Genomic DNA, 25,029 nt, shown 5'->3' with positions numbered 1-25,029 from the left:
GGAGCAGCCGATGTTCTTCCGCCAGAAGCAGATGGCGTATCACGCCAAGCCTGAGAAACCCGATCCGAACTTCGCCAAGATGCTGCAGGAGCCCCTCGGCGGACAATGGGGCGAGATCAGCGTGATGATGACCTATCTGTTCCAGGGCTGGAACTGCCGAGGGCCGCAGAAGTACAAGGACATGATCATGGATATCGGCACCGAGGAGATCGGCCATGTCGAGATGCTCGCCACCATGATCGCGCGCCTGCTCGAAACCTCACCTGTCGAGACTCAGGAAGGAGCGGCTCAGAACTCCCTCGTTGGCGCTATCATGGGCGGAGCGCGGGTCGAGGATGCCATCATGGCGGGTATGAACCCGCAGCATGTGATCGTGGCCGGCTCCGGATCCCGTCCCGTCGACAGCTCCGGCAATCTCTGGAACGCAGGCTTCATGACCGCGAGCGGCAACCTGCTGGCCGATTTTCGCTTCAACGTGACGGCGGAAAGCCAGGGCCGTCTTCAGGTTGCCCGTCTCTACAACCTGACCAACGATACCGGTGTGCGGGACATGCTGTCCTTCCTCATCGCACGCGACACCATGCACCAGAACCAGTGGCTCGCCGCCATCCGTGAACTGGAAGAGGACGGGCTCGAAATGACGCCCTGTCCGTCGAACTTCCCGCAGGAGCTGGAGAAGAGCGAAGTCGCCTACCAGTTCCTCAACCATTCGGAAGGCACGGAAAGCGAGCAGGGCCGCTGGGCTCGTGGACCTGCCCCGGACGGGAAGGGCACCTTCACCTACATCGATCGCCCGCCGGCCTACACGGAGGACGAGGGCAACCTCAACCCGGTCGATCCCCGCACCTACGGCACGCCGCCGGCTCCCGTGCCGCCCGCTGCTGCGGAGTAGTCGGCACTTCACGTTGTTTGTTCTGCGTCATGCCCGGCTTCATGCCGGGCATTTTCTTTCGTCAGCCCAACGCTTCCACGAAGCTGTCAAGCACCATCTTCCGCCCGGCCTTGTCGAACTCGACCGTGAGCTTGTTGCCGTCCACGGCCTCAATCGTGCCGGGGCCGAACTTGGTGTGCAGGACGCGTCCACCGAGCTTGAAGCCCGAGCCGCCGGTGGATTTCGCCACCAGTTCGCCCTCGATCAGCATGGACCCACGCCGTTCGCCGGAGCGGCGGGCGGAGTAGCCGCCGTCGTCGGTTGTTGCGCGATGGGCCTGCGCACGCTGCCAGCCGGGTGTCTGGTAGGACGAGCCGCTGAAGGGCTGCATGCGGTCGAAGCGGGATCCGCCATAGGAGAAGTTGGCCGGAGCCTCGGCAATCTCCACGTTCGATTCAGGCAGATCATCGATGAAGCGGCTCGGCACGGTCGAGTTCCACAAGCCGTGGATGCGCCGGTTGGAGGCGAAGTAGATCTTTGCACGGCGGCGGGCGCGGGTGATGCCCACATGGGCGAGACGGCGCTCTTCCTCAAGACCGGCGCGGCCGCTCTCGTCGAGGGCGCGCTGGTTCGGGAAGAGGCCTTCCTCCCAGCCGGGCAGGAAAACCGTGTCGAATTCCAGCCCCTTCGCCGCATGAAGCGTCATCAGGCTCACGCGCTCGGCGGTGTCGGATTCGTTGGCTTCCATGACGAGAGATACGTGCTCAAGGAAGCTCTGCAGGTCGGGAAATTCCTCCATGGAGCGCACGAGCTCCTTGAGGTTCTCCAGCCGCCCGGCCGCATCAGCCGACTTGTCCTTCTGCCACATGTCCGTGTAGCCGGATTCCTCCAGCACCGTCTGGGCGACCTCCGACTGCGACAGGGTCTCGGACAGCTTCGCCCAGCGGCCGAAGGAGATGAGCAGATCGCGCAGGGTCGCACGGGGCTTCGGCTTCAGCTCGTCGGTTTCGACGATGAAGCGCGCGGCTTCCATCAGCGGCACGCGGGCGGCGCGGGCATGGTTATGCAGCACCTGGATCGTCGCATCGCCCAGGCCGCGCTTCGGCGTATTCACGATGCGCTCGAAGGCGAGATCGTCCGCGGGCTGGTTCACCACGCGCAAGTAAGCGAGCGCATCGCGGATTTCCGCGCGCTCATAGAAGCGCGGGCCGCCGATGACGCGATAGGGCACACCCAGCGTCACGAGCCGGTCTTCGATCTCGCGCATCTGGGCCGAGATGCGCACCAGGATGGCGATCTCGGAGAGCGAATGCTTCTTGGCGTGCAGCGCCTCGATCTCCTCGCCGATCAACCGGGCTTCTTCCTCGGAATCCCAGGCGCCGGTGATCGTTACCTTCTCGCCGGGCTCGTCCTCGGTGCGCAAGGTCTTTCCGAGGCGGCCCTGGTTCTTGGCGATGAGGCCCGAAGCTGCGGACAGGATGTGGCCGGTGGAGCGATAGTTGCGCTCCAGGCGGATCACGGTCGCGCCGGGGAAGTCGTGCTCAAAGCGCAGGATGTTGTCGACCTCGGCGCCGCGCCAGCCATAGATCGACTGGTCGTCGTCACCGACGCAGCACAGGTTCTTGCGGGCTTGGGCGAGAAGCCGCAGCCAGAGATACTGGGCCACATTGGTGTCCTGGTACTCGTCCACCAGCATATAGCGGAAGCGGTTCTGGTACTGCTCCAGGATATCCGGGTGCTCGCGCCACAGGCGCAGGCATTCGAGCAGGAGATCGCCGAAATCAACGGCGTTCAGAACCTTCAGGCGCTCCTGATAGGCGCGGTAGAGCCGCCCGCCCTTGCCGTTGGCGAAGGCGCCGGCCTCGCCGGCCGGCACCTGATCAGGCCCGAGGCCCCTGTTCTTCCAGCCGTCGATGTGGCCGGCGAGCTGCCGGGCGGGCCAGCGCTTCTCGTCGATGCCCTCGGCCTCGATCACCTGCTTCATCAGGCGGAGCTGGTCGTCCGTGCCTAAGATCGTGAAGTCGGAGCGCAGGCCCACGAGCTCCGCATGGCGGCGCAGGATCTTGGTGCCGATGGAGTGGAACGTGCCGAGCCACTGCATCCCCTCGGCCACGGGGCCGATCACGGCCGTGATGCGCTCGCGCATCTCGCGCGCGGCCTTGTTGGTGAAGGTCACGGACAGGATCTGGGACGGGTAGGCTTTTCCGGTGGCGATCAGGTGGGCGATCCGGGTGGTGAGCACGCGGGTCTTGCCGGTGCCAGCGCCGGCCAGCACGAGAACCGGGCCTTCGGTCGCCTCCACGGCGGCGCGCTGTTCCGGGTTCAGGCCGTTCAGATAAGGGGATTGCGGCGCAACCGCCGCACGGGCGCGGGCGCTCAGCGAGCCGGATGCCGGCTCATGGGCCAGGCTGTCCTGCGGGTCGGGTCTGGGGTCGGACTGATTCATCGGCGGGACCATGGATCAAAAGGCGAACGGCGTCGAGCCCGGAATACCTGTCGATCCTGCCGCAGGCGTGAACTTTGGGACCAAGATGTCATTGTTGACGAGGGGCTCCATCCTCATATGGGAATCAAGGTCCTGAAGAGGAATGTCCCATGCGTTTCATGGTGGCCCTTGCCATCGCTTCCAGCCTCGTTCTGCCCCTGGCCGCTCCGGCGGACGCTCAGACGCGCCTGCCCCGCGTGAGCCCGTCCGAGCGGGCCTCGAAGGACATCAACCGGCGGATCCGGCAGGATCAGCGCCTGCTGAACCTGGAAGAGCGGATCCAGATGGAGAACAACCAGATCCGCCAGGACATCCAGCGGGAGCGCCTCTTTGCGCCCCGTACACTGCCCTCGATCCGAAGCGGGGCCTGCCCGCGTGGCTCGATCAGCTGCTAGCGCATCGTGCGGAAAAGTGGATCCGGTTTTCCGGTCTACACGATGCGCAAGCTATGGATTGAGCATCAGATGGATCCCAAAAGTGGAATCCACTTTTGGGTCCGACGCTCTAGTGCCGGGTGCCCGCGGCTGACAGAGCCTCCTGGATCTCGGTCCGGTGCGGGATGCCGATGACGCGGCCCAAGGCTGATGGTCTCGGCAGCCGGACATGGGTGGTCTTCATCACCGCGAGATTGGCCATGATATCATCCGGGAACGGGCTGACCTTCCGGGTCTCCATGTCTACGTGAAGGGACAGGCCCTCCATGGTGGCGGCCACCCAGCCCTCGCCCGCATGGCGGATTTCCATGTAGTAGTGGATGCGCTTCTCATCGAAGTCGACGAGCTGGAGCGTGACGCGCACTCGGTCGTGCATCGTCAGTTCGCGCTTGTAGGTGGTGTGGATCTCGGCCGCGAAGAAGGAAGCCTTGCGCTTTTCCAGGTAGTCATGGCCGAGGCCGACGAGGCTGAAGCCCTCTTCCACGGCCCGGTCGAAGAGCACATGGTAGTAGGCCATGTTCATGTGGCCGTTGTAATCGATCCAAGCGGGCTCGACCCGCATCGTGGAGGACACGAAGGGCGCGAAGAAAAAGACGGGGGTCCGCTTTTCCATGGTCAGTCTCGTCCCTCGATGCTCCTCGGATGCCGATCCGCTCGCGTTGGAAGAAACAATGTTAGCACGAGCTTGCAGTTCATGCATGAGGGGTGCGGCATCTTTCTCATCGGAGTGTTGCCTTTGCAACGGTTCTGGTAGCTATGGGTCGCATGAGCATCACAACCGGATCTGAAGCCTCCATGAATGCGCCCAACGCCGCTGTCCGCCAGAAAGCCCCCGATGTCGCCCTTGCCTCCCTCCAGGCCGAGCTGTCTCAACGCCTCGGTGACCGTGTCGCCACTTCGGCCGCGGTGCGCGAGCAGCACGGACATTCGCTCACCTGGGTGAAGAACCAGCCGCCGGACATCGTGGTCTATCCCCGGACCACCGAGGAGGTGTCGGAGATCGTGAAGCTCTGCGTGAGGCACGAGATCCCGATCATCCCCTACGGCACCGGCACTTCGCTCGAAGGACACGTCAACGCCCCGTACGGCGGCGTGACCATCAATCTGAGCCTGATGAAGCGCATCATCGCCGTCCATGACGAGGATCTCGACTGCGTGGTCGAGGCCGGCGTGACCCGCAAGGAACTCAACGAGCACCTGCGCGACAAGGGCCTGTTTTTCCCCATCGACCCGGGCGCCGACGCCTCCATCGGCGGCATGGTCGCCACACGGGCGTCCGGCACCAACGCGGTGCGCTACGGGACCATGAAGGACGTGGTGCTGGCGCTGACCGCCGTGCTGCCCGATGGCGAGATCGTGAAGACGGCGAGCCGCGCCAAGAAGAGCTCGGCGGGCTACGATCTCACCCGGCTCCTGATCGGCTCGGAGGGGACGCTGGGCATCGTCACCGAGATCACCCTCAAGCTCCATGGCATCCCGGAGGCGATCTCGGCCGGCATCTGCCCGTTTCCGTCGGTGAAGGCGGCCTGCGATGCCGTGATCATGACGATCCAGTCCGGCATCCCGGTCGCCCGCATCGAGTTGCTCGACGAGGTGCAGGTGAGGGCGGTCAACCTCCACTCCAAGCTCACCCTGCCGGAGAGCCCCCTGCTGCTCCTGGAGTTCCACGGCTCCGAGGCTAGTGTTCAGGAGCAGGCCGAGCGCTTCGGCGAGATCGCAGCCGAGTTCAGCGGCGGACCCTTCGAGTGGGCCACGAAGCCAGAGGAACGCTCGCGTCTCTGGCAGGCCCGGCACGACGCCTATTGGGCCGCCAAGGGCCTGCGGCCGGGGGCCCAATCGGTGGCAACCGATGTCTGCGTGCCGATCTCGCGGCTGGCTGAATGCGTCGACGCCACGAAGCAGGACATCCTGGAGAGCGGGCTCATCGCCCCCATCGTCGGCCATGTAGGCGACGGCAATTTCCACGTCCAGCCCCTCGTGAACACTGATGATCCGGCGGAAATCGAGGCCTGCGAGGCCTTCGTCGACCGGCTCGTGCGGCGGGCCGTGGCCATGGAGGGCACCTGCACGGGCGAGCATGGCGTCGGGCAAAAGAAGATGAAGTACCTGGAGATCGAGCATGGGCCGGCGGCGCTCGGCCTCATGCGCGTCTTGAAACAGGCCATCGACCCTCACAACATCATGAATCCGGGCAAGATCATTGCGCTTTGACGGTGGAACACGGTGAACAGCGCTCCCGGTCCTTGCATTCATGGGGTAAGGACGTCTCAGAGTAACGGAGAAAAGGCGGCTTCTTGCGCGATATCCTGACGATCATCGCATCCATCGTAATCCTGATCCTGGCGATTGCCGTGGCGGCGCCTCCCTTCATCCCCTGGGAAGCCCACCGCGAGACGATCGACCAGATGATCGCGCGCGCGTCGGGAACGGAGGCCCAGACCGAGGGCGGCATCGGCATTCGCCTGCTGCCTGAACCGAGGATCATCCTCGACCGGCTGAGGCTCGGCGGGAAGACGCCGGACTCGCCGGTCCTGACGGCCGACAACATCCGGGCGGAGGTCGCGCTCACGCCGCTCCTGCGCGGCGAGGTGCGCTTCACCGAGGCGCAGGTGGGACGCGCCGACATCCGCATCCCGGTTTCCGGAGATGGCGAGTGGCGCCTGCCGCCGGAACTGGTGTCGGGGAGCAACCGGGCTCGGGAATGGGCCATCGAAAACCTCACGGTCGGCCAGCTACTCGTCACAACCCAGAGCGCGAGCACCGGCCGCACCAATCAGGCCTTCGTTGAGAACGTCCATATCGAAGGCCAGAAGCTCATCGGCCCATGGCGCGTCGAGGGCACGACGTCGGGCGTGCCTTTCCGCCTGGTGACGGGAGAGCTGGCCGAGGACAAGACCATCCAGGTCAAGCTCTCCGGCGGCGGCGACATCTATCCGCGCTTCGATATCGATGCCCGGCTTGGGCTGGAGGGCGGCACCGGCGAGGCCGCGACCCCGAACGTATCCGGCAAGGCCAAGATCCTGTTCGGTCCCCCGGCGCAGGTTGCCGCGGCCGGCATCCCGATCCCGGTCACGGTCGAAACCGAGTTCAAGACCGTGCCGGGGGCGGTCGAACTCAACCCCGTAAGCCTGGAAGCGGGCGAGGGCGGGGCGAGCCTGCGTATGACCGGAGAAGGCAGGGTCGTGCTCAACGATCCGCGCATTTCCTTGCGTCTCGAAGGGCGCAGGCTCGATGCGGACAGCTTCATTCTCTCCGGCAATGGGCAGGACTTCGCGAGCCGCCTTGAGCAATGGTCCCTGCCGCTCATCCGGGTGCCCATCGACCTCGACCTCAAGATCGACAGCATCGGCCTGGGCCAGGAGGATCTGACGAACGCCAACCTGCGCCTGTCCCTGGATACCGGGCGGGCGCGGCTGGACCGTATCGAGTTCACGGCTCCCGGCGACACCAAGGTGGCGATCGAGGGTCAGCTCGGACTGACCACAAGGGGCGGCATCAACGGCAAGGTGGCGCTCGCTTCCAAAGCGTCCGACCGTCTTGCGCGGTATCTTGCCAAGATCCGCCTGAACTCGCCGCTGCTGACGGCCCTGGATGGGCGTCCCGTGGAACTCTCCTCGGAGGTCGCGTTCTCGAACCCGGTCCTGTCCTTCAACCGGCTGCGGCTGAAGATGGGCGAGTCCACGCTCACCGGCAACGTCCGCTATACGGCCCCGGAGGCAAACGAGCGCGGCCGGCTCGAGGCCCAGGTTGCCATCCAGGGCCTGAATCTCGATGAACTGCCCCAGGTCTCGAGCGTGTTTCAGGCCACCGAGAACCTCGATGTCGGGTTCATCCTTGATGCGCGCGGGGTCAGCGCCGGCCGGAGCCCGCCGACGGGGCGGATCACGGCGCGCATCCTGTCCGACGGACCGGCTCTTCTGGTCGAGACCCTCGACATCGTGGATCTTGCCGGCGCCAATGCCCGGGTGCGGGGGCGGATCGCGCCCGATGGCTCGGGCCGGATCTCCGGCAAGGTCACGGCCCAGCGCGCCGAACCCATGATCGATCTGTTGGGAAGTGTCTGGATCGGCGGAATCTCCAAGCTCGTGCCGCATTTCGTTCGTGAAGGGGGGCTCGATCTCGATGTCGCGTCCGAGCGGGTGGCGCCTGCGCCCGGCTCGAACGAACTGCGCCTGCGCACGACGGCCACCGGCCGCATGGCTGGCGGGCCTTTCGAGGGCCAGGTCGAATCCATTGACGGACGCACCGAGAGCCTGACCCTCGGCCTCTCGACCGACAACACCGGACGCTGGGTCAACCGGCCGAATATGGCCGGGCTCAACCAGCCCTCTAGGGTCGACATCCGCGGCTCCCGCGTCGGTTCCGGCCGCTTCAGCGTCACCCTCACGGGGGACATGGCCGGATTGAAGGTTGCCACGACACGGCCGTTCGCCTTGAGTCAGGGCGACGACGTGGTGGACAGCGGCGAGGTGGAGATCACAACTCCCGACATCACTCCCTTCCTGCGCCTGCTCGGCGATGGGGCAGGCGTGTCTCCGCCGGTGCCGGTGAGCGGGCGGGTCACCCTCGGCCGGGAACGCGGGGCGACCCTTCTGGACATCAACGCCAAGGTCTCCAATGAACCCGTGCAGGCGCGCCTCGTGGCCGCCTCCCGCTCCGAGATCAGCGGCGAGATCTCCCTCAGCCGCCTCTCCATGCCTTGGTTCGTGGCGGCGCTGGCGCTGAACGTACCGGGCGATCAAACGACGAACACCATCTGGTCCACGGCCCAGTTCGGTCAGAGCGGGCGCCTCGTCACCGGCGGGCAGGTCACCTTCCGGGCAGGGACGCTCGATCTGGGCCGCGGCCTCCAGGCCACGCGGTCCTCCTTCGTCCTGGCCGCCCAGCCGGACGGGATCTCCATTCGAAACCTCGATGCAACGGTCGGTTCGGGCAGGATCACCGGCACGGCGACGATCACCCGGCAGGGAGCGGTCGCCACCATCGTGGGCGAGGGAGCCCTCGACCGGGTGCCCCTGTGGGCCCTGACGGGCTCCACGCCTTTCGAAGCCATTCTGTCCGGGCCGCTCCGGTTTGGAGCAGCGGGCGCAAGCCTTTCGGAACTCATCGCCAATCTCGGTGGCGCCGGCGATTGGCAGGTCGCCAATCTCCGCATCCCGGCAGCCGACCCGAACGTCTTCGAACGAGCCCTCAAGCGTGCGCTCGCAGAGAACGATCCCCTGGTCGAAGGCAAGGCAGAAGCTATTCTCGGGATGGAGCTTGGACGGGCGCCCCTCAACACAAATCTGGTCCGAACCTCCGCGGCCCTGGTGAGCGGTGTGCTGCGGCTCTCGCCCTTCGTGGCCGAGAGCGGGCCGGCCGTCTGGCAGGGCGGCATCACCTACGACCTGAAAAACCTCCAGCTCGATGCCCGCGGCGCCCTCACGGCTAAGACGGCTCCGGCCGAATGGGTCGGCGCTCCGCCGTCGATCGGCCTGAACTGGCAGGGCTCCCTGACAGCTCCCGTTCGCCAGATCGACGCGGGGCCGTTCCGCAACGGGTTGGCCGCCATCGTGCTCAAGCGGGAATTGGAGAAGATCGAGGCCTTCGAGCGGGCCGCAGCGGAGCGCCAGCGCCAGATTGAGGCGCAACGCGAGGCGGAGCGCCAGAGGGTGAAGGCGGCCGAAGAGGAGGCCCTCCGTCAGGCCAGGGCTCGGGCCGAGGCGGAACGGGTGCGCCGGGAGGCGGAGCGGCTGCAGTCGGAGCAGCGGAGGCAACCGGAAGAGCCCGAACCGGCTCCGTCGCAGACTTCGCTGCCGCCCTTGAACCCGCCCGTCGAAGTGGCTCCCCCGCCGTCGGTCTACGGGGCGCCGCCGATACGCTGATCGGCAGATTCCAACCGGCTCCGCAAATCATTGAGCACGAAGACGCGGATGGCTGAGGACAGGTTCTGCTCGCCGCGCTCGGCATCGATGCGTCCGATCAAGGCCTGAACGGAGATCTTCTCCCGCTCGGCGATCTCCCGCAGGCCCTCCCAGAACGGCTCCTCAAGGGAGATGCTCGTCCGGTGGCCGGCGATGGAGACGGAGCGCTTGAGAACGGCAAAACCCATTCACGGCGTCTCGTCACGATCGCGCTTGTGGCCTTCCAGGCGGCTCTTCGCCAGATCCTGCTCGGCCTTGGTGAGCGTCTTCTCGGCCTTGGTTCGCCCGAAGCTCACACGGTTTCGTTCGGCGCGGGCCTCTTTCTCGGCCCGCGCCTTGTTCTTACGCGCCTGGCGCAGATTGATGATCTCAGCCATGGCGCCCGTTTTACCTTACTCGCCCGGCTGCAGCATCGTCTCAGGACGAACGACAGCGTCGAAATCCTCGGATGACACTCCGGCCTTGAGGGCCTCTTCCTTGAGCGTCGTGCCGTTCTTGTGCGCCGACTTGGCGATAGCGGCGGCCTTGTCGTAGCCGATGGTTGGGGCAAGCGCCGTCACGAGCATCAGGGACCGCTCCATCAAGTCCCGGAGGCGCTCATGGTTCGGCTCGATGCCGACGACGCAGTTGTCCGTGAAGCTGACCGCGCCGTCCGCCAGAAGGCGGATCGACTGCAGCACGGCATTCACGATGACCGGCTTGAACACGTTGAGCTCGAAATGACCTTGGGAGCCCGCCACAGTGACGGTGGTCTGGTTGCCCATGACCTGGCAGCACAGCATGGTCATGGCCTCGGCCTGAGTTGGGTTGACCTTGCCGGGCATGATCGACGAGCCCGGCTCGTTCTCGGGCAGGGAGATCTCGCCGATGCCGGACCGGGGGCCGGAGCCCATGAGGCGGATGTCGTTGGCAATCTTGAACAGGCCAGCCGCGAGGCTCGACAGGGCGCCGTGGGTGTAGACCAGCGCGTCGTTGGAAGCGAGCGCCTCGAACTTGTTGGTGGCCGACGTGAAGGGAAGTGCGGTCAGCTCCACCACCTTCGAGGCGAAGCGGTCCGCGAACTCGGGATGGGCGTTGAGGCCGGTGCCGACGGCGGTGCCGCCCTGGGCCAGGGCATAGATGCCGGGCAGAGTCTGCTCGATGCGGGCAATGCCGAGGCGGACCTGGGCGGCGTAGCCGGAGAACTCCTGGCCGAGGGTGACCGGGGTGGCGTCCTGCAGGTGCGTGCGGCCGATCTTCACGAGATCCTTAAAGGCTTCCTGCTTGTCCTCAAGGGCCTTCAGCAGGTGCTTGAGGGCGGGCAGCAGGCGGTCGTGGACCTCGCGGGCCACCGCGATGTGCATGGCGGTGGGGAACGAGTCATTGGACGACTGGCCCATGTTCACGTGGTCGTTCGGGTGAACGGGCTTCTTGCTGCCGCGCTCGCCGCTGAGGCGCTCGATGGCGAGGTTCGACAGAACCTCGTTCATGTTCATGTTGGACTGAGTGCCCGAGCCCGTCTGATATACCACAAGGGGGAACTCGTCGTCATACTTGCCCTGCACCACGTCGGCAGCGGCTGCCGCGATGGCATCGGCCAGGCGCGGCTCCAGCTTGCCCAGATCCTTGTTCACGAGAGCGGCCGCCTGCTTCACGATGGCCAGCGCATGGACCAGGGGAAGCGGCATCCGATCCGTCCCGATGCGGAAGTTCTGAAGGGAGCGTTGCGTCTGGGCACCCCAGAACTTGTCGGCGGGAACGTCGATGGGGCCGAAGGTATCTGTTTCGATGCGGGTTGAGGGCGACATCCTGACCTCTTTCGATGGAGTTGCGTGTTCTTATCTCAAATGATGGCGCTCGCAACCGCGAACGCGCATCGGAGGCCTTGGAAATTCGCATGAGCGACACCCTGGAAACGCCCCTGTTCCGCCCGCCTCACCCCAAGCCCCGCACCGAGCTTCTTGGCATGGTGGCTTTCCTGCGCGCCGTGCGCGAAAACCCGCTGAACATGTGGATGGAGGCGCATTTCGAGGAGCCGGTCGTCACGGGCGAGGGGGCTCTCGGCCGCATGACGGTGGTGAGCGACCCTGCCGGCATCCGGCACATCCTCGTGGACAACGCTGCCAATTACCGCAAGGATGATCTCCAGATTCGGATTCTGGCGCCGGGGCTCGGCCGTGGCCTCGTGACGGCCGAGGGTGACGAGTGGCGCCTCCAGCGGCGCACCCTCGCGCCGCTCTTCACCCCGCGCACGGTGACGGGCTTCTTCCCTGCCATGGTGGAGGCGGCGGACCGCCTGGTGAGGCGGTGGCAGAGGCGGCCCGACGGACGCGTGGTCGATGCGGCTCTCGACATGACCCGGGTGACCCTCGACGTGCTGGAGCGGACCATCTTCACGCAAGGGGTGCCGAAGGACCCAGATGCCCTGGGCCGGGCGATCACCCGCTACTTCAACTCCATCGGCCGGGTCGACCCGCTCGACATCTTCGGTTTTCCGGACTGGGTGCCCAGGATCGGGCGCCTGCGGGCCAGGCCGTCGATCCAGTTCTTCGAGGAGACGGTCAACGCGCTGATCGACGCCCGCAAGGCGCTGCTCGCCAGCGGGGAGCCTGCTCCGCGCGACCTGCTGACCCTGCTGCTGGAGGCGGCGGATCCAGAGACCGGCAAGGGTCTCTCCGACATCGAGGTGCGGACGAACATCATCACCTTCATCGGCGCCGGGCACGAGACCACGGCCAACGCTCTGTCATGGTCGCTTTACCTTCTCTCGCAGGACGAGCACGCCCGCGCCCGCGTCGAACAGGAGGTGGACGAGGTGCTGGGGGAGGGGCCGATCGAGCCCGGCCACCTGGAGCGGCTCGTCTATACCCGCGCGGTGATCGATGAGGCGGTTCGGCTCTATCCGCCCGCACCCTATATGAGCCGAACGGCCATCGCGGACGACCGGATCGGCGATGTGGACATACCGGCAGGCTCGATGGTGGCGATCTCGCCTTACGTGCTGCATCGCCATCGGAGGCTCTGGGGCGAGCCCGATGCCTTCCGGCCCGAGCGCTTCCTGCCTGAGAACCGCAAGGGGATCGACCGCTTCGCCTACCTGCCCTTCGGAGCAGGCCCGCGGGTCTGCATCGGGGCGAGCTTTTCGCTGCAGGAGGCCGTGATCGTGCTGGCGACCATCGCCCGGTCCATGCGGCTCGATCTCGTGGAGGGGCACCCGATCGAGCCCGTGCAGCGCATCACCTTGCGCCCGCGCGGTGGCCTGCCCATGCGCGTGACTCAGCGCGTGCGCAAAGAGGCATTGGTCGAGGCGTAAAGGGTTAGGGCTCAGCTCTTCTTGCGGAACGCGTCGAGGCTTACGACCTCGGCGGTGCCTGAGGCGGCGTCGGACTCGGGAGCCTGCTCCGCAGGCGCCTCGTTCTGCTGCTCGGCCTTGGAGGCAGCAGCCGGCTTCTCCGCCGCGGGCAGCGCCTTGCGGGGCTGCTTCAATTCCACGGGTTCGGCGGTGCCGCGCGCCGGCTGAGGCGCAGGCTCGGTCTCCTGGGCCTCCTCCTCATCGTCATCCTGGCTGTCGAACTTGAGGCCGAACTGCACGGACGGATCGAAGAAGCCGGTGAGCGCATCGAACGGGATGAGCAGCCGCTCCGGGATGCCGGAGAACGACAGCCCTACCTCGAAGGTGTGCTCGGTGACGTTGAGGTCCCAGTACTGGTGCTGGAGAACGATGGTCATCTCCTGAGGATATTTCTCGCGCAGGCGGTTCGAGAGGCGAACGCCCGGAAAATCCGTCTGGAAGGAGATGTAGAAATGGTGCTCGCCCGGAAGCCCGTCCTTGGCATCGATCAGCACCTTGCGCACGACGCCCTTAAGGGCCTCCTGCACCAGAAGATCGTAGCGGATCAGGTCTTTACCACCGGCCATGCGCGAGCCCTTGCAGAAACAAAAGTGGAGGCTTCTGTTGCCAGGTGCCTCCGGACCCCGCCTTACGGTGCTAACCGCAAGGGCTTTGAGTCGGCTTTAGGGACCGCTTACGCAGCCACTGCAACCGGAGCATAGTTGTCGTTGGCAACTATAGATTCGGCCCGATAACGGCGGAACCATGCCGAGCGAAAGTCTACCCTTTACGCCCTCGTCGATCCTATTTCGCCCCCGCCGAAAGCCAGATCCTGCCTGGATTTTGGTGGAGGCGCCGGGTACCGCCCCCGGGTCCGATGGGTTTATTCCGATAGCCGTTTATCGCCATAGCCGATCTTGCGACCGGCACCCCTAATATAGGCAGGGCGGACGGAATTTGAAAGAGTGGGGATGGGGATGAATTGCGACTCGGAAGGCCAGACCCCCTGACCTATAATGCGCCGAGGAGTACCGCATGCAGGCCTATCTCGATCTCATCCGCCGCATTATGGACGAGGGCGTCCGCAAGGACGACCGGACCGGAACGGGCACGATTTCCGTGTTCGGCCACCAGATGCGCTTCGATCTCAGCGAGGGCTTTCCCCTCGTCACCACGAAGAAGCTGCACCTGCGCTCCATTATCCATGAGCTGCTGTGGTTCCTGAAGGGCGACACCAACATCCAGTATCTGAAGGAGAACGGTGTTTCGATCTGGGACGAGTGGGCGGACGAGAACGGCGACCTTGGCCCCGTCTACGGCAAGCAGTGGCGCTCTTGGGGCCGCCCCGACGGCGGGACGGTCGACCAGATCCGCTGGGTTCTCGACGAGATCCGCCGCAATCCGGACAGCCGCCGCCTGATCGTCTCCGCCTGGAACCCGGCCGACCTCGACAAGATGGCGCTGGCGCCCTGCCACTGCCTGTTCCAGTTCTATGTCGCGGAGGGGCGGCTCTCCTGTCAGCTCTACCAGCGCTCGGCGGACGTATTCTTAGGGGTCCCCTTCAACATCGCGTCCTATGCGCTGCTCACCCACATGATGGCACAGGCGACCGGCCTGCAGCCCGGCGACTTCGTCCATTCCTTCGGCGACGCACACCTCTACATGAACCATCTGGAGCAGGCCCGGCTGCAGCTCTCCCGGGATCCGCGGGCGCTGCCGAAGCTGCGGCTGAACCCATCCGTGCGCTCGCTGTTCGACTTCACCTACGACGACATCGCCATCGAGGATTACGACCCTCACCCGGCCATCAAGGCTCCCGTCGCGGTCTGACCGTCATGAACAGGCGCGAAGCCATCGAGAGCGCCGTGCGCATCCTCGCCCCTCGCATTCCGCGCCACGAGTTCGAGGCTGTGACCGACCACGCGCTGGGCAGCCGCGGCCTGCACGGCGCCTCGCCGGAGGTAGCAGCCTGGCTGTCCCTCACGGCCTATATCCGCCACCGGATGACGGATTACGACAGCCTTCTGGACGACGGCTATGATGTCGAGAGTGCCAGGTTCTTCGTCCTGGACGACATGAACGGCATTCTGGAGGAGTGGGGTTCGCCTCGGCGTGTTCAGGCCGAGGATGAAGCGGAATAACCTCGACAGTCACACCAGGAAACGCCAGAAGACGTCATGAGTTTATCGATCCGACCTGCTACAGAGTCCGACGCGGCCCTGATCTTCCGCTTCATCCGGGAACTCGCCGAGTATGAGCGGCTGGCTCATGAGGTGGACGCGACCGAGGCCGACATTGCGAAAGCGCTCTTCGGTCCTAACCCGCGCGTCTTTGCGGACATCGCCGAGTGGGAGGGTGAGCCCGCCGGCTTTGCCCTGTGGTTTTACAATTTCTCCACCTTCCGAGGGCGCCATGGGATCTATCTCGAGGATCTCTTCGTCAGGCCCGAGCTGCGTTCCAAGGGAATCGGCCGCGCCCTGCTGCGGCATCTGGCCCGCAGGTGCGTGACGGAGGGGCTGGCGCGCCTTGAATGGTGGGTGCTCGACTGGAATGAGCCGGCGCTCAAGGTCTATCGTTCCATCGGGGCGATGCCGATGGACGAGTGGACAGTGCAGCGCGTGACGGGCGAGGCCTTGCAGCGACTGGCGGAGGAGCCATGACCATTCCCCTGATTCTCGTGGTCGCGATGGCCGAGAACGGCGTGATCGGCCGCGACAATCGTCTGCTCTGGCGGATCAAGACCGACATGGGGCGCTTCCGCCGCCTTACCATGGGCAAGCCGATGATCATGGGGCGAAAAACATTCCAGTCGATCGGCAAGCCCTTGCCGGGGCGGGAGACCATCGTGCTGACCCGCGACGAGGAGTTCTCCGCTGAGGGCGTGCATGTGGCCCACACCTGGGCGGAGGCCGTGGCGAAAGGGGAAGAGCTGGCAGGCAGGACAGGAGCCGACGCCGTCGCCGTGGCCGGCGGGGCCGAGATCTACGCTCTCGCCCTGCCGCATGTGCAGACTCTCTTCCTGACCGAGGTCCATACGGCACCCGAGGGCGATGCAGTCTTTCCGGCCTTCGACCGGTCACAGTTTCGCGAGGTGAAGCGCGAGGATCACCCGAAAGGACCGGATGACGAGCATCCGTTTACCTTTATTGATCTCGAAAGGCGCCGTTGAGGCGTTGCAAGGTTGACGAAGCGCTTCGGAATCCCCAATTCGCAGGCTTGACAGGCGGAAGAGGCAACACCCACAACCGTCTCCAGTTCTTATCGGCTGTTTCGGCCGGTCTCTTCGTAAGTGAGGAAAGGCGTCCTATGCCTTGGAGTAACCAAAGCGGCGGCGGTGGCCCCTGGGGGCAGCGTGGCGGGTCGGGAGGCGGCAAGAGCCCATGGGGCTCAGGCGGCCCGCAGGGGAACGGAAACCCCCCGGACCTCGAAGACATCCTGCGCCGCAGCCAGGACCGGCTGAAGGACTTCATCCCCGGCGGCTCCATGGGAGGCCGGGGCCTGATCATTCTGGTGCTGGGTGTCATTGCCGTCTGGCTGCTCACCGGCTTCTACACGGTGCGGCCGAACGAGGTCGGCATCAACATGATCTTCGGCCGCTTCACCGGGACCTCCGGCGAGGGCCTGCGCTACAACCTGCCTTACCCGATCGGCCGCGTGGTGAAGCCTAACGTCACCGCCCAGCAGCGGGTCGAGGTGGGATACCGCTCGACACCGACAGGGCAGGGGCGTGCGCGCGACGTGATCGAAGAGAGCCTCATGCTGACTGCCGACGAGAACATCGTCGACATCGATTTCGATGCGGTCTGGCAGATCAACCCGGCTCGTCCGCAGGATTACGTCTTCAACCTGCAGAACCCCGACGGCACCATCAAGTCGGTGGCTGAGAGCGCCATGCGCGAGGTCATCGGCCGCCGCAACATCCAGGCGATCCTGACCACGGAACAGGCCAGCGTCGCCCAGGAAGTGCGCGACATCATGCAGGAAGCCCTGGATGCGTACGGCGCCGGTGTGCTGATCAACGTGGTTCAGCTCCAGGCTGTCAGGCCGCCGTCCGAGGTCCAGCAGGCCTTCTTCGACGTGAACGCCGCCCAGCAGGATGCGGTGCGCGTGCAGAACGAAGCCGGCGCCTTCGCCAGCCGTGTCGTCCCCGAGGCTCGAGGCGAGGCTGCCCGCACCGTCCAGCAGGCGGAAGCCTACCGCGAGCAGTCGGTGGCCGACGCCACCGGTCAGGCCGCCCGCTTCCGGCAGGTCTATGAGGAGTACCGCAAGGCTCCGGATGTCAGCCGCGAGCGCATCTTCCTCGAGACCATGGAGCGCGTCTACGGCGGCGTCGATAAGATCATCGTGGATCAGAACGGGCAGGGTGTGGTGCCATTCCTGCCGCTGGCACAGAGCCAGCCGCGTCCGCAGCCTCAGGGCAATGCCATCAACCCGCAGGGAGCCACGCGATGAACGGTTCGACTCTTCGCACAGGCCTCCTGATTCTGGTGGGCCTGATCGCCATCGTCCTCTACAGCTCGATCTTCATCGTGCAGCAGACCCAGTATGCTCTTGTGCTGCGCTTTGGTGCCGTGCAATCGGCGATCTCGGAGCCCGGACTGAAGTTCAAGGTGCCGCTGATCGACAATGTCACCTACTTCGAGAAGCGGGTGCTCGATCTTGATCTGCCGGTTCAGACGGTTCTCTCGGCCGACAGGCAGAACCTGGAGGTCGATGCCTTCACGCGCTACCGGATCGTCGATCCGCTGCGCTTCTATCAGGCGGTCGGCAACATCGCTCTGGCCAATCAACGTCTGCAGAGCTTCACCAACTCGGCTATGCGTAATGTCCTGGCGAACGCCTCCCGCGACGCCATCGTGCGCACCGAGAGGTCCGCTCTGATGAACCGCATTCAGGACGATGTGAACCGGCAGGCGGCCAGCCTCGGCATCGAGATGATCGACGTGCGTCTGACCCGCGTCGATCTGCCCGCTGCGAACAGCCAGGCCGTCTATCAGCGCATGCGCACCGAGCGCGAGCGCGAGGCTGCGGACATCCGCGCCAACGGCCAGCAGCAGGCTCAGACGATCCGGGCCCGGGCCGAGCGAGAGGCGACCGTGATCCGCGCTGACGCCAACCGGCAGGCCGAGGAACTGCGCGGTCAGGGCGATGCGGACCGTAACCGCATCCTCGCCGAGGCATTCGGGCAGGACCCGGAGTTCTTCTCCTTCTACAGGTCCATGCAGGCCTATGAGACGGGGTTGAAGGCGAATGACACCCGCTTGGTGTTGAGCCCGGACTCCGACTTCTTCCGCTATTTCAATGATCCGACCGGTCAGCGGGGTCGCGGAACTTCTCCTGCTCAGCAGGCCCCTGCTCAGCCGGCCCCGGCTCCAGCCCCTGCGCCGGCCCAACCGGCTCCGGCCCAATAAGCCTGCCTGATGTTGGACTTGATTGCAGCCCTCGGCCTCGCTCTCGCGGTCGAGGGCATTCTTTTTGCGGCCTTCCCGGACGGGATGCGCCGGGCCATGTACGAGGCCGCTCACAGCCCGAGCGACCAGATGCGGATCGTCGGCATCATTTCGGCGGTGCTTGGCCTCGGGGTGATCTGGCTTGTGCGGCAGTTCGGGTAGGCGTCGGCCAAGCTGCCGCGGCATTGCCTGCTTGAATGATGGGGCCAAGCACCAATCTATATCCACAAACTCCGAAAGAGGATTGTCGATGAACACAGCCACGAACGCGCTGGCACCTTCCAAGGCGGTGCTCCCTCAGCGGCCCCTGCGCCGGCTTGCCGCGTCCTGCTTCGCGGTCCTGACTCTGGTCGCGACAGCGATGCCGCTGCCGGCCTATGCCCGCTCGGCTCCTGAATCCTTTGCCGACCTGGCCGAGGAGGTCACGGGCGCCGTGGTCAACATCTCGGCCTCGACCACCGTTGAGGCCCGCAACCGCACCCTGCCGCAGCTTCCGCCCGGTACGCCCTTCGAGGACCTCTTCGAGGAATTCTTCAACCGTCGCGGCCAGAATGGTGGCCCTGGCGGTGGCGAGAACTCCCCATCGCGTCCCCGCAGTTCGAATTCGCTTGGCTCCGGCTTCGTGATCGATCCGTCCGGCATCGTGGTGACGAACAATCACGTGATCGGCGACGCCAATGACATCAGCGTGATCTTTTCCGACGGCACGCGCCTGAAGGCCGAGATCATCGGCAAGGATTCCAAGGTTGACCTCGCGGTCCTGAAGGTGAAGTCAGACAAGCCCCTCAAGGCGGTGCGGTTCGGTGATTCCGAGACCATCCGCCCCGGTGACTGGGTCATGGCGATCGGCAACCCCTTTGGCCTCGGCGGTTCCGTCACGGCCGGTATCGTGTCGGCCCGCGGCCGCAACATCGAGTCCGGTCCCTACGACAACTACATCCAGACCGATGCCTCCATCAACAAAGGCAATTCCGGCGGTCCGCTCTTCAACATGAACGGCGAGGTCATCGGCATCAACACGGCGATCCTGTCGCCCACCGGCGGCTCGGTCGGCATCGGCTTCGCGGTCCCCGCCTCCACGGCGGTGCCGATCATCGATCAGCTGCGCGAGTTCGGCGAGACCCGCCGCGGCTGGCTCGGTGTGCGCATCCAGAACGTGGACGACGCCACTGCCGAGGCCCTGAATCTCGGCACGGCGCGCGGTGCGCTTGTCGCCGGCATCGACGACAAGGGACCGGCCAAGCCGGCTGGCCTCGAGGTGGGTGACGTGATCGTTCGCTTCGACGGCAGGGAGGTGAAGGATTCCCGCGACCTGCCGCGGATCGTGGCCTCCTCGCCGGTCGGCAAGGCGGTGGACGTGACGATCGTCCGCAAAGGCCAGGAGATGACCAAGCAGGTGACCCTGGGCCGTCTCGAGGATACCGAGAAGCAGGCGAGCCTGCAGCAGCCCTCGACCGAGCCCCCGACGGCCACCCGTCAGGCTCTCGGTCTCAACATGTCAGGCATGACCGACGAGCTGCGCCGCCGCTTCAGCCTGAAGGACGACCTGAAAGGCGTGGTGATCACCCGCGTCGACCCGAACTCGGCCGCCTCCGACAAGCGGATCCAGGCCGGTGAGGTGATCGTCGAGGTCAACCAGGAGCCGGTCTCCAACCCGGCCGACGTGACCAAGAAGATCGACGACCTCAAGGCTCAGAACCGCAAGTCGGCCCTGCTTCTCGTGGCGAATGCCCAGGGCGAGGTGCGCTTCGTGGCGCTGTCTATCGAGTAAGCTGATCGCTGAGATCGACAATCAAAAAGGCGGCCTTTTGGGGCCGCCTTTCTCGTTTTAGGGATGTTTCACTAGCTTCGGCCTATTCCTGCACGATATCGCCTGCCTGGTAGCCCTGAACATAGAGAAGCGCCGTCAGGTCGGCGTGGTCGAGCCGCGCATGAGCCGCGGCGGCCACCGCGGGCTTTGCTCGGAAGGCAACGCCGAGGCCCGCTTCGCCCAGCATGGCGAGGTCGTTGGCGCCGTCGCCCACGGCCATTGTCTCGTGCGGCGCCAAACCGAAGCGGGTACGCAACTCGATCAGGGTCGCAAGTTTCGCCTCGCGTCCGAGGATGGGTTCCTCGACAAGTCCGGCAAGCTTCTCGCCATCAAGGATCAGGCGGTTGGAACGGTCCTCGTGAAAGCCGATCATCGCTCCGATGGGACCTGTAAAGACCGTGAAGCCGCCGGATACGAGGCAGGTATAGGCGCCCTGGGCGCGCATGGTCTGGACGAGCGCCGTTCCACCTGGCGTGAGAGTGATGCGCTTCTCGATGATCTCATCGACGACGTTGACGGGCAGGTTCTTCAACAGGGCCACTCGCTCGCGCAGGGCCGGCTCGAACGCGATCTCGCCGCGCATGGCGCGCTCGGTGATCTCGGACACCTCCGTCTTCAGCCCGACGTAATCGGCAAGCTCGTCGATGCATTCCTGACCGATCATGGTGGAGTCCATGTCTGCCAGAAACAGGCGCTTGCGCCGGTGGGCTGAGGGTTGGACGACGATATCAATGGGGTGACCGTCCAGAGCTTGGCGCAGTGCGGCCTCGACGGCTTTGATATCCTGCGCACTGGATATCACCAGATCCGCCGCGATCCCCCTTGCCAGAATGACCTGTTCCGTTTCTTGTCCGAGGGCCTGGGCAGCCAAGGCCACGATCTCGTCGGTGACAGCCGGCTGGGATGGGTTGGCGATTAGGGTCGCAACGAGAGAATTCTGAGGAGACGCCATTGGGGAGACCTGGCTGTGAGTGACGTTCGGGTCGGCGCGGTTCTCATCGCAGGGCCGACCGCTTCAGGCAAGTCCGCCTTGGGCATCCGGCTGGCCCAGGCTCTCGATGGCGTGGTGATCAACGCCGATTCCATGCAGGTCTACCGCGACCTGCGCGTGATCACGGCTCGTCCCACCCAGGAGAACGAGGCCGAGGCGCCGCACCGCCTCTACGGCCATGTGGATGCCGCTGTGAACTTCTCCGTTGGGCGCTATGTGGCCGATGCCATCGCGGTCCTGCGGGACATCGGGGCTACGAAGCTGCCGATCTTCGTCGGCGGCACGGGCCTCTACTTCAAGGCCCTGACGGAGGGGCTCTCCGACATGCCGCCCGTGCCGGAGGAGGTTCGCGAGCAGGTGCGCCGGGAATGCGAAGGTCTTGAGACGCCCGAACTCCACCGCCTCCTCCTAGAGCGCGATCCCGAGACGGCCCGGACGTTGCGCCCCTCCGACCGCCTGCGGGTGCAGCGGGCTCTCGAAATCCTCGCCGCGACCGGTCGCCCGCTGGTCTCCTTCCATGGCGCCCGCGAGCCGGGGCCTCTGACGGATCGCCCCGTCGTCAAGCTGTTCCTCGCCCCTGACCGCGATGAGCTGCGCCGGCGGATCGACCGGCGTTTTGAGGTCATGATGGAGCAGGGAGCGCTCGATGAAGTGAGGGCCTTAGGCCGGCGGAACCTCGATCCCATGCTGCCGGCCATGCGGGCTCACGGCGTGCCCGGTCTCCTGGCCCATCTGCGCGGCGAGATCTCGCTTGAGGAGGCCATTGCCAAAGGGCAGGGGGATACGAGGCGCTATGCCAAGCGCCAGTTCACCTGGTTCCGGCACCAGTTGGCGGATTGGCAATGGGTCGAGCCCGAGCAGGGCTTCGAGGCTGTGATGGCCCGCATCAATGGCCCGTCAGATAGCCCACGGCCATCTGATAGAAGGTGATGAAGATCTCGAACACGATCAGGAGGACGATGATCAGTTCGAGACGCAAGGACCGCTCGGTGTCGATGATATCGGTCAGGGCCTGCGCTGTGTCGCCGAGCACCTCCAGCTTGCGGTGGAGTGCGGCGGCGCGTTCCTTCAACTCGTACTCGTCCTCAAGGCGCGCATAGAGGCGCTCCAGGTCCGGGCGGTCCCACAGGACGTCCGGCTTCTCCTCCACGGCCACGCCTCCGGACATGCGCTGACGGACAAGCAGGGCGTGGCCGACCTGCTTGAGAATTCTGCGGCGGTCGCGCGGGCGGCGCCCCTTCTCGGCAAGATGCTGGACGGAGGGCTCAACGAGTTCGAAGGCAGCGGTGGCCTCCCGCTCGTCCCGGGCGAGGGTGGCGCTCTTCGACAGGGCATCCGCAATGACGAGCAACCGCTCGGTGGACATCTGCTTGATGTAGATCGGGCCGCCTGGAGGAATCTGGTCGTCCCGGTCGGGCGAGATCTCGATGATCGCGGTCTCCTCCTCATGGCGGGCGAACTCGCCGGAAATCCGCTGGCGCAGGCTGCGGATGACCTCGTCCTCTTCCAGAGGAGTGAGGCCGACCAGAACGGCGACGCCGTAGCGGAACAGGGCCACGAAACCGTCCTGCCCGGCCCGGAAGGCGAGGGGCGTCGTGGACAGGACGTCGCTGCGCTCCAGTCCCGCGACATCGAGGCGATCCCCTAGAAGGAGGGCGCGGGCGGTGAGGCGCAGGTTCTGCGCCGGCGCCTTGGCGGAAGAGGTGGTATCGGTCATGGTCATACGACTAAAATAGGGGGCTCACCTTAAAAGCTAAGCCGCCCGGAGCCAAGTTGCTCCCGCTTGACCGAATGAAATGGATCGTTTAGCGTCTGCGCAACTTTTGAACCGAAGAGCTGCCCCAATGCGCAAGCTTATTCTCGTAGTACGAGCGCCATCGACGGAGCGGGATTGACCCGCAGGTCCGGCGATGGCGCACAGGCCCCCTCAGGGGCCTTTTTTATTGCCCAGATTTCTTGAGACACAGCAGACGAGACCGACGGAGCAAGACCCATGAGCGAGACGATGACCGGAGCCGAAATGGTGATCCGAGCCCTGCAGGATCAGGGAGTCGAGCATATCTTCGGCTATCCGGGCGGCGCGGTTCTCCCCATTTACGATGCGCTCTTCCACCAGGAGAAGGTGCGGCACGTTCTCGTCCGCCATGAGCAGGGCGCGGTCCACGCAGCCGAGGGCTATGCCCGCTCCTCCGGCAAGCCCGGCGTGGTGCTCGTGACCTCCGGCCCCGGCGCGACGAACGCCATCACGGGCCTTGCCGATGCGATGATGGACTCGATCCCTCTGGTCTGCATCACCGGCCAGGTGCCGACCCATCTCATCGGTTCCGACGCGTTCCAGGAATGTGACACGGTCGGCATCACGCGCCATTGCACGAAGCACAACTATCTCGTCAAATCCATCGAGGATCTGCCGCGCGTTCTGCACGAGGCTTTCTACGTGGCGCAGAACGGCCGCCCGGGTCCGGTCGTGGTCGATCTGCCGAAGGACATCCAGTTCAAGACGGGATCCTACGCGCGACCCCTGAGCAACCAGCACAAAACCTACCGTCCCACCGTGAAGGGCGACATGGAGCACATCCGTGCCGCCATTGAGCTGATGGCCAATGCCAAGCGCCCAGTCTTCTACACGGGCGGCGGCGTGGTCAATTCCGGACCGCATGCCGCGACGCTGCTGCGCGAACTCGTCAGGCTCACGGGCTTTCCCATCACCTCGACCCTGATGGGGCTTGGCGCCTATCCGGCCTCCGACACGCAGTGGCTCGGCATGCTCGGCATGCACGGGACCTACGAGGCCAATCTGGCGATGCATGAATGCGACGTGATGATCAATATCGGGGCTCGCTTCGATGATCGCATCACGGGCCGTCTCGACGCCTTCTCCCCCTTCTCAAAGCGCATCCATGTGGATATCGATCCGTCCTCCATCAACAAGACCGTGAAAGTGGACATCCCGATCGTCGGCGATTGCGCGCATGTTCTGGAAGATATGGTGCGCCTGTGGCGGCAGGGCGCGCATCAGGCTGACAAGGTGGCGCTGAAGGATTGGTGGGGCAAGATTGAAGGCTGGCGCGCGCGCAACTGCCTCGGCTTCCGGAACTCGACCGAGACCATCAAGCCGCAACACGCGATCAAGCGACTCTACGAACTCACCAAGGATCGTGAGACCTATGTCACCACCGAGGTGGGGCAGCACCAGATGTGGGCGGCCCAGTATTTCAAGTTCGAGGAGCCGAACCGCTGGATGACTTCGGGCGGCCACGGCACCATGGGCTACGGGCTGCCGGCCGCTGTTGGCGCGCAGCTCGCGCATCCCGATGCGCTGGTGATCGACATCGCGGGAGAAGCCTCGATCCAGATGATGCTGCAGGAGATGTCCACTGCCCTGCAATACAACCTGCCGATCAAGGTCTTCATCCTCAACAACGAATACATGGGCATGGTGCGCCAGTGGCAGGAGCTGCTGCATGGCGGACGCTACTCGCACAGCTATTCGGAGTCGCTGCCCGACTTCGTGAAGCTGGCCGAGGCTTATGGCGGCGTCGGCATCCGCTGCGACAATCCCGGCGATCTCGATGCGAAGATCCTCGAGATGATCAACGTGAACCGCCCGGTGATCTTCGACTGCCTCGTCGACAAGACCGAGAACTGCTTCCCGATGATCCCATCGGGCAAGGCGCATAACGAAATGCTGCTCAACGATTATCTTGGCGAGACCGGGGCCGATATCGGCTCGGTGATCGACGAGAAGGGCAAGATGCTGGTTTGATCCGGAAAG

Annotated in this window: 23 protein-coding genes and 1 other RNA gene; 15 read left to right on the top strand and 9 right to left on the bottom strand. The window is 65.0% G+C overall.

Features of this window, described 5'->3' with window-relative positions:
- Positions 1-10 precede the first annotated feature (10 nt).
- On the top strand, positions 11-892 hold the full coding sequence (locus JQC81_RS05965; protein WP_203270900.1) for a manganese catalase: 882 nt from the start codon (positions 11-13) through the stop codon (positions 890-892).
- A gap of 61 nt (positions 893-953) precedes the next feature.
- On the opposite strand, the gene JQC81_RS05960 is transcribed toward JQC81_RS05965, so the two are convergent.
- Positions 954-3,317, bottom strand: coding sequence for an ATP-dependent helicase (locus JQC81_RS05960; RefSeq protein WP_203270899.1), 2,364 nt, complete (start codon positions 3,315-3,317; stop codon positions 954-956).
- A gap of 149 nt (positions 3,318-3,466) precedes the next feature.
- On the opposite strand from JQC81_RS05960, the gene JQC81_RS05955 reads away from it, so the two are divergent.
- A complete protein-coding gene (locus tag JQC81_RS05955; protein ID WP_203270898.1) occupies positions 3,467-3,751 on the top strand; it encodes a hypothetical protein in 285 nt (94 codons plus the stop codon).
- A 109-nt stretch (positions 3,752-3,860) separates the two neighbouring features.
- Here the strand turns inward: JQC81_RS05955 and JQC81_RS05950 are convergent, their stop codons facing one another.
- Complete coding sequence (locus tag JQC81_RS05950) at positions 3,861-4,403, bottom strand: thioesterase family protein (protein WP_203270897.1); 543 nt, start codon at positions 4,401-4,403, stop codon at positions 3,861-3,863.
- Between the two features lie 182 nt (positions 4,404-4,585).
- On the opposite strand from JQC81_RS05950, the gene JQC81_RS05945 reads away from it, so the two are divergent.
- Entirely contained in the window at positions 4,586-6,001 is a 1,416-nt protein-coding gene (locus tag JQC81_RS05945; RefSeq protein WP_203270896.1) for an FAD-binding oxidoreductase, read from the top strand.
- 83 nt (positions 6,002-6,084) lie between these two features.
- Positions 6,085-9,654 (top strand): AsmA family protein, encoded by a 3,570-nt coding sequence (locus tag JQC81_RS05940; protein ID WP_203270895.1) that lies wholly within the window; start codon positions 6,085-6,087, stop codon positions 9,652-9,654.
- Here the strand turns inward: JQC81_RS05940 and JQC81_RS05935 are convergent.
- From JQC81_RS05935 to fumC, 3 genes are read right to left on the bottom strand one after another with little or no spacing between them, the layout of a single operon-like run.
- Entirely contained in the window at positions 9,630-9,881 is a 252-nt protein-coding gene (locus tag JQC81_RS05935) for a ribbon-helix-helix domain-containing protein (RefSeq protein WP_203270894.1), read from the bottom strand. The genes JQC81_RS05940 and JQC81_RS05935 overlap by 25 nt on opposite strands.
- The gene (locus JQC81_RS05930) at positions 9,882-10,070 is read right to left on the bottom strand and encodes a DUF4169 family protein (RefSeq protein ID WP_203270893.1); all 189 of its coding nucleotides are present in this window, start codon (positions 10,068-10,070) and stop codon (positions 9,882-9,884) included.
- A gap of 15 nt (positions 10,071-10,085) precedes the next feature.
- Positions 10,086-11,480, bottom strand: coding sequence for a class II fumarate hydratase (gene fumC, locus JQC81_RS05925; protein ID WP_203270892.1), 1,395 nt, complete (start codon positions 11,478-11,480; stop codon positions 10,086-10,088).
- An 89-nt stretch (positions 11,481-11,569) separates the two neighbouring features.
- Between fumC and JQC81_RS05920 the strand changes: the two genes are divergently transcribed.
- Positions 11,570-12,985 (top strand): cytochrome P450, encoded by a 1,416-nt coding sequence (locus JQC81_RS05920; RefSeq protein WP_203270891.1) that lies wholly within the window; start codon positions 11,570-11,572, stop codon positions 12,983-12,985.
- A gap of 11 nt (positions 12,986-12,996) precedes the next feature.
- Here the strand turns inward: JQC81_RS05920 and JQC81_RS05915 are convergent, their stop codons facing one another.
- Positions 12,997-13,590 (bottom strand): SspB family protein, encoded by a 594-nt coding sequence (locus JQC81_RS05915; RefSeq protein WP_203270890.1) that lies wholly within the window; start codon positions 13,588-13,590, stop codon positions 12,997-12,999.
- A gap of 23 nt (positions 13,591-13,613) precedes the next feature.
- Positions 13,614-13,970, bottom strand: a transfer-messenger RNA (tmRNA) gene (ssrA, locus tag JQC81_RS05910).
- A gap of 68 nt (positions 13,971-14,038) precedes the next feature.
- Here ssrA and JQC81_RS05905 point away from each other — a divergent pair.
- From JQC81_RS05905 to JQC81_RS05870, 8 genes are all read left to right on the top strand, one after another.
- Positions 14,039-14,833 carry a thymidylate synthase gene (locus tag JQC81_RS05905; RefSeq protein WP_203270889.1) on the top strand — a complete coding sequence of 265 codons (795 nt, stop codon included), beginning with the start codon at positions 14,039-14,041 and terminating at the stop codon, positions 14,831-14,833.
- A gap of 5 nt (positions 14,834-14,838) precedes the next feature.
- On the top strand, positions 14,839-15,144 hold the full coding sequence (locus JQC81_RS05900) for a DUF2293 domain-containing protein (protein WP_203270888.1): 306 nt from the start codon (positions 14,839-14,841) through the stop codon (positions 15,142-15,144).
- 36 nt (positions 15,145-15,180) lie between these two features.
- Positions 15,181-15,663, top strand: a complete 483-nt coding sequence (locus JQC81_RS05895; protein ID WP_203270887.1) for a GNAT family N-acetyltransferase — start codon at positions 15,181-15,183, stop codon at positions 15,661-15,663.
- The gene (locus JQC81_RS05890) at positions 15,660-16,172 is read left to right on the top strand and encodes a dihydrofolate reductase (protein ID WP_203270886.1); all 513 of its coding nucleotides are present in this window, start codon (positions 15,660-15,662) and stop codon (positions 16,170-16,172) included. Before JQC81_RS05895 ends, JQC81_RS05890 begins: the two co-directional genes overlap by 4 nt.
- A 137-nt stretch (positions 16,173-16,309) precedes the next feature.
- The gene (gene hflK, locus JQC81_RS05885; RefSeq protein ID WP_203270885.1) at positions 16,310-17,455 is read left to right on the top strand and encodes an FtsH protease activity modulator HflK; all 1,146 of its coding nucleotides are present in this window, start codon (positions 16,310-16,312) and stop codon (positions 17,453-17,455) included.
- Positions 17,452-18,414, top strand: a complete 963-nt coding sequence (hflC, locus tag JQC81_RS05880) for a protease modulator HflC (RefSeq protein WP_203270884.1) — start codon at positions 17,452-17,454, stop codon at positions 18,412-18,414. Before hflK ends, hflC begins: the two co-directional genes overlap by 4 nt.
- 9 nt (positions 18,415-18,423) lie before the next feature.
- The gene (locus JQC81_RS05875) at positions 18,424-18,615 is read left to right on the top strand and encodes a DUF2065 domain-containing protein (RefSeq protein WP_036350916.1); all 192 of its coding nucleotides are present in this window, start codon (positions 18,424-18,426) and stop codon (positions 18,613-18,615) included.
- Between the two features lie 88 nt (positions 18,616-18,703).
- The gene (locus JQC81_RS05870; protein WP_203270883.1) at positions 18,704-20,224 is read left to right on the top strand and encodes a DegQ family serine endoprotease; all 1,521 of its coding nucleotides are present in this window, start codon (positions 18,704-18,706) and stop codon (positions 20,222-20,224) included.
- Between the two features lie 82 nt (positions 20,225-20,306).
- Here JQC81_RS05870 and serB read toward each other — a convergent pair whose 3' ends face one another.
- Complete coding sequence (gene serB, locus JQC81_RS05865) at positions 20,307-21,215, bottom strand: phosphoserine phosphatase SerB (RefSeq protein ID WP_203270882.1); 909 nt, start codon at positions 21,213-21,215, stop codon at positions 20,307-20,309.
- Between the two features lie 15 nt (positions 21,216-21,230).
- Here serB and miaA point away from each other — a divergent pair, with 15 nt between their 5' ends.
- Positions 21,231-22,184, top strand: a complete 954-nt coding sequence (gene miaA / locus JQC81_RS05860) for a tRNA (adenosine(37)-N6)-dimethylallyltransferase MiaA (protein WP_203270881.1) — start codon at positions 21,231-21,233, stop codon at positions 22,182-22,184.
- Here the strand turns inward: miaA and JQC81_RS05855 are convergent.
- The gene (locus tag JQC81_RS05855; RefSeq protein WP_203270880.1) at positions 22,141-22,971 is read right to left on the bottom strand and encodes an RMD1 family protein; all 831 of its coding nucleotides are present in this window, start codon (positions 22,969-22,971) and stop codon (positions 22,141-22,143) included. The genes miaA and JQC81_RS05855 overlap by 44 nt on opposite strands.
- 276 nt (positions 22,972-23,247) lie before the next feature.
- Here JQC81_RS05855 and JQC81_RS05850 point away from each other — a divergent pair, with 276 nt between their 5' ends.
- Entirely contained in the window at positions 23,248-25,020 is a 1,773-nt protein-coding gene (locus tag JQC81_RS05850; RefSeq protein ID WP_203270879.1) for an acetolactate synthase 3 large subunit, read from the top strand.
- The last annotated feature ends 9 nt before the right edge of the window (positions 25,021-25,029 follow it).

The sequence above is a fragment of the Microvirga arabica genome, from assembly GCF_016811235.1.
GTDB lineage: Bacteria > Pseudomonadota > Alphaproteobacteria > Rhizobiales > Beijerinckiaceae > Microvirga > Microvirga arabica.
The sequence above is the reverse complement of the archived record's forward strand: the minus strand, read 5'-3'. Positions and strand labels throughout refer to the sequence as shown.

Coding starts and splice junctions, on each gene's coding strand:
- JQC81_RS05950 (WP_203270897.1), bottom strand. CDS start 4,403: ATGGAAAAGCGGACCCCCGTCTTTTTCTTCGCGCCCTTCGTGTCCTCC.
- JQC81_RS05915 (WP_203270890.1), bottom strand. CDS start 13,590: ATGGCCGGTGGTAAAGACCTGATCCGCTACGATCTTCTGGTGCAGGAG.
- JQC81_RS05900 (WP_203270888.1), top strand. CDS start 14,839: ATGAACAGGCGCGAAGCCATCGAGAGCGCCGTGCGCATCCTCGCCCCT.
- JQC81_RS05855 (WP_203270880.1), bottom strand. CDS start 22,971: ATGACCGATACCACCTCTTCCGCCAAGGCGCCGGCGCAGAACCTGCGC.
- JQC81_RS05870 (WP_203270883.1), top strand. CDS start 18,704: ATGAACACAGCCACGAACGCGCTGGCACCTTCCAAGGCGGTGCTCCCT.
- JQC81_RS05945 (WP_203270896.1), top strand. CDS start 4,586: ATGAATGCGCCCAACGCCGCTGTCCGCCAGAAAGCCCCCGATGTCGCC.
- JQC81_RS05955 (WP_203270898.1), top strand. CDS start 3,467: ATGCGTTTCATGGTGGCCCTTGCCATCGCTTCCAGCCTCGTTCTGCCC.
- fumC (WP_203270892.1), bottom strand. CDS start 11,480: ATGTCGCCCTCAACCCGCATCGAAACAGATACCTTCGGCCCCATCGAC.
- JQC81_RS05875 (WP_036350916.1), top strand. CDS start 18,424: ATGTTGGACTTGATTGCAGCCCTCGGCCTCGCTCTCGCGGTCGAGGGC.
- JQC81_RS05935 (WP_203270894.1), bottom strand. CDS start 9,881: ATGGGTTTTGCCGTTCTCAAGCGCTCCGTCTCCATCGCCGGCCACCGG.
- hflK (WP_203270885.1), top strand. CDS start 16,310: ATGCCTTGGAGTAACCAAAGCGGCGGCGGTGGCCCCTGGGGGCAGCGT.
- JQC81_RS05960 (WP_203270899.1), bottom strand. CDS start 3,317: ATGAATCAGTCCGACCCCAGACCCGACCCGCAGGACAGCCTGGCCCAT.
- JQC81_RS05895 (WP_203270887.1), top strand. CDS start 15,181: ATGAGTTTATCGATCCGACCTGCTACAGAGTCCGACGCGGCCCTGATC.
- serB (WP_203270882.1), bottom strand. CDS start 21,215: ATGGCGTCTCCTCAGAATTCTCTCGTTGCGACCCTAATCGCCAACCCA.
- JQC81_RS05920 (WP_203270891.1), top strand. CDS start 11,570: ATGAGCGACACCCTGGAAACGCCCCTGTTCCGCCCGCCTCACCCCAAG.
- JQC81_RS05890 (WP_203270886.1), top strand. CDS start 15,660: ATGACCATTCCCCTGATTCTCGTGGTCGCGATGGCCGAGAACGGCGTG.
- JQC81_RS05965 (WP_203270900.1), top strand. CDS start 11: ATGTTCTTCCGCCAGAAGCAGATGGCGTATCACGCCAAGCCTGAGAAA.
- JQC81_RS05850 (WP_203270879.1), top strand. CDS start 23,248: ATGAGCGAGACGATGACCGGAGCCGAAATGGTGATCCGAGCCCTGCAG.
- JQC81_RS05930 (WP_203270893.1), bottom strand. CDS start 10,070: ATGGCTGAGATCATCAATCTGCGCCAGGCGCGTAAGAACAAGGCGCGG.
- hflC (WP_203270884.1), top strand. CDS start 17,452: ATGAACGGTTCGACTCTTCGCACAGGCCTCCTGATTCTGGTGGGCCTG.
- JQC81_RS05905 (WP_203270889.1), top strand. CDS start 14,039: ATGCAGGCCTATCTCGATCTCATCCGCCGCATTATGGACGAGGGCGTC.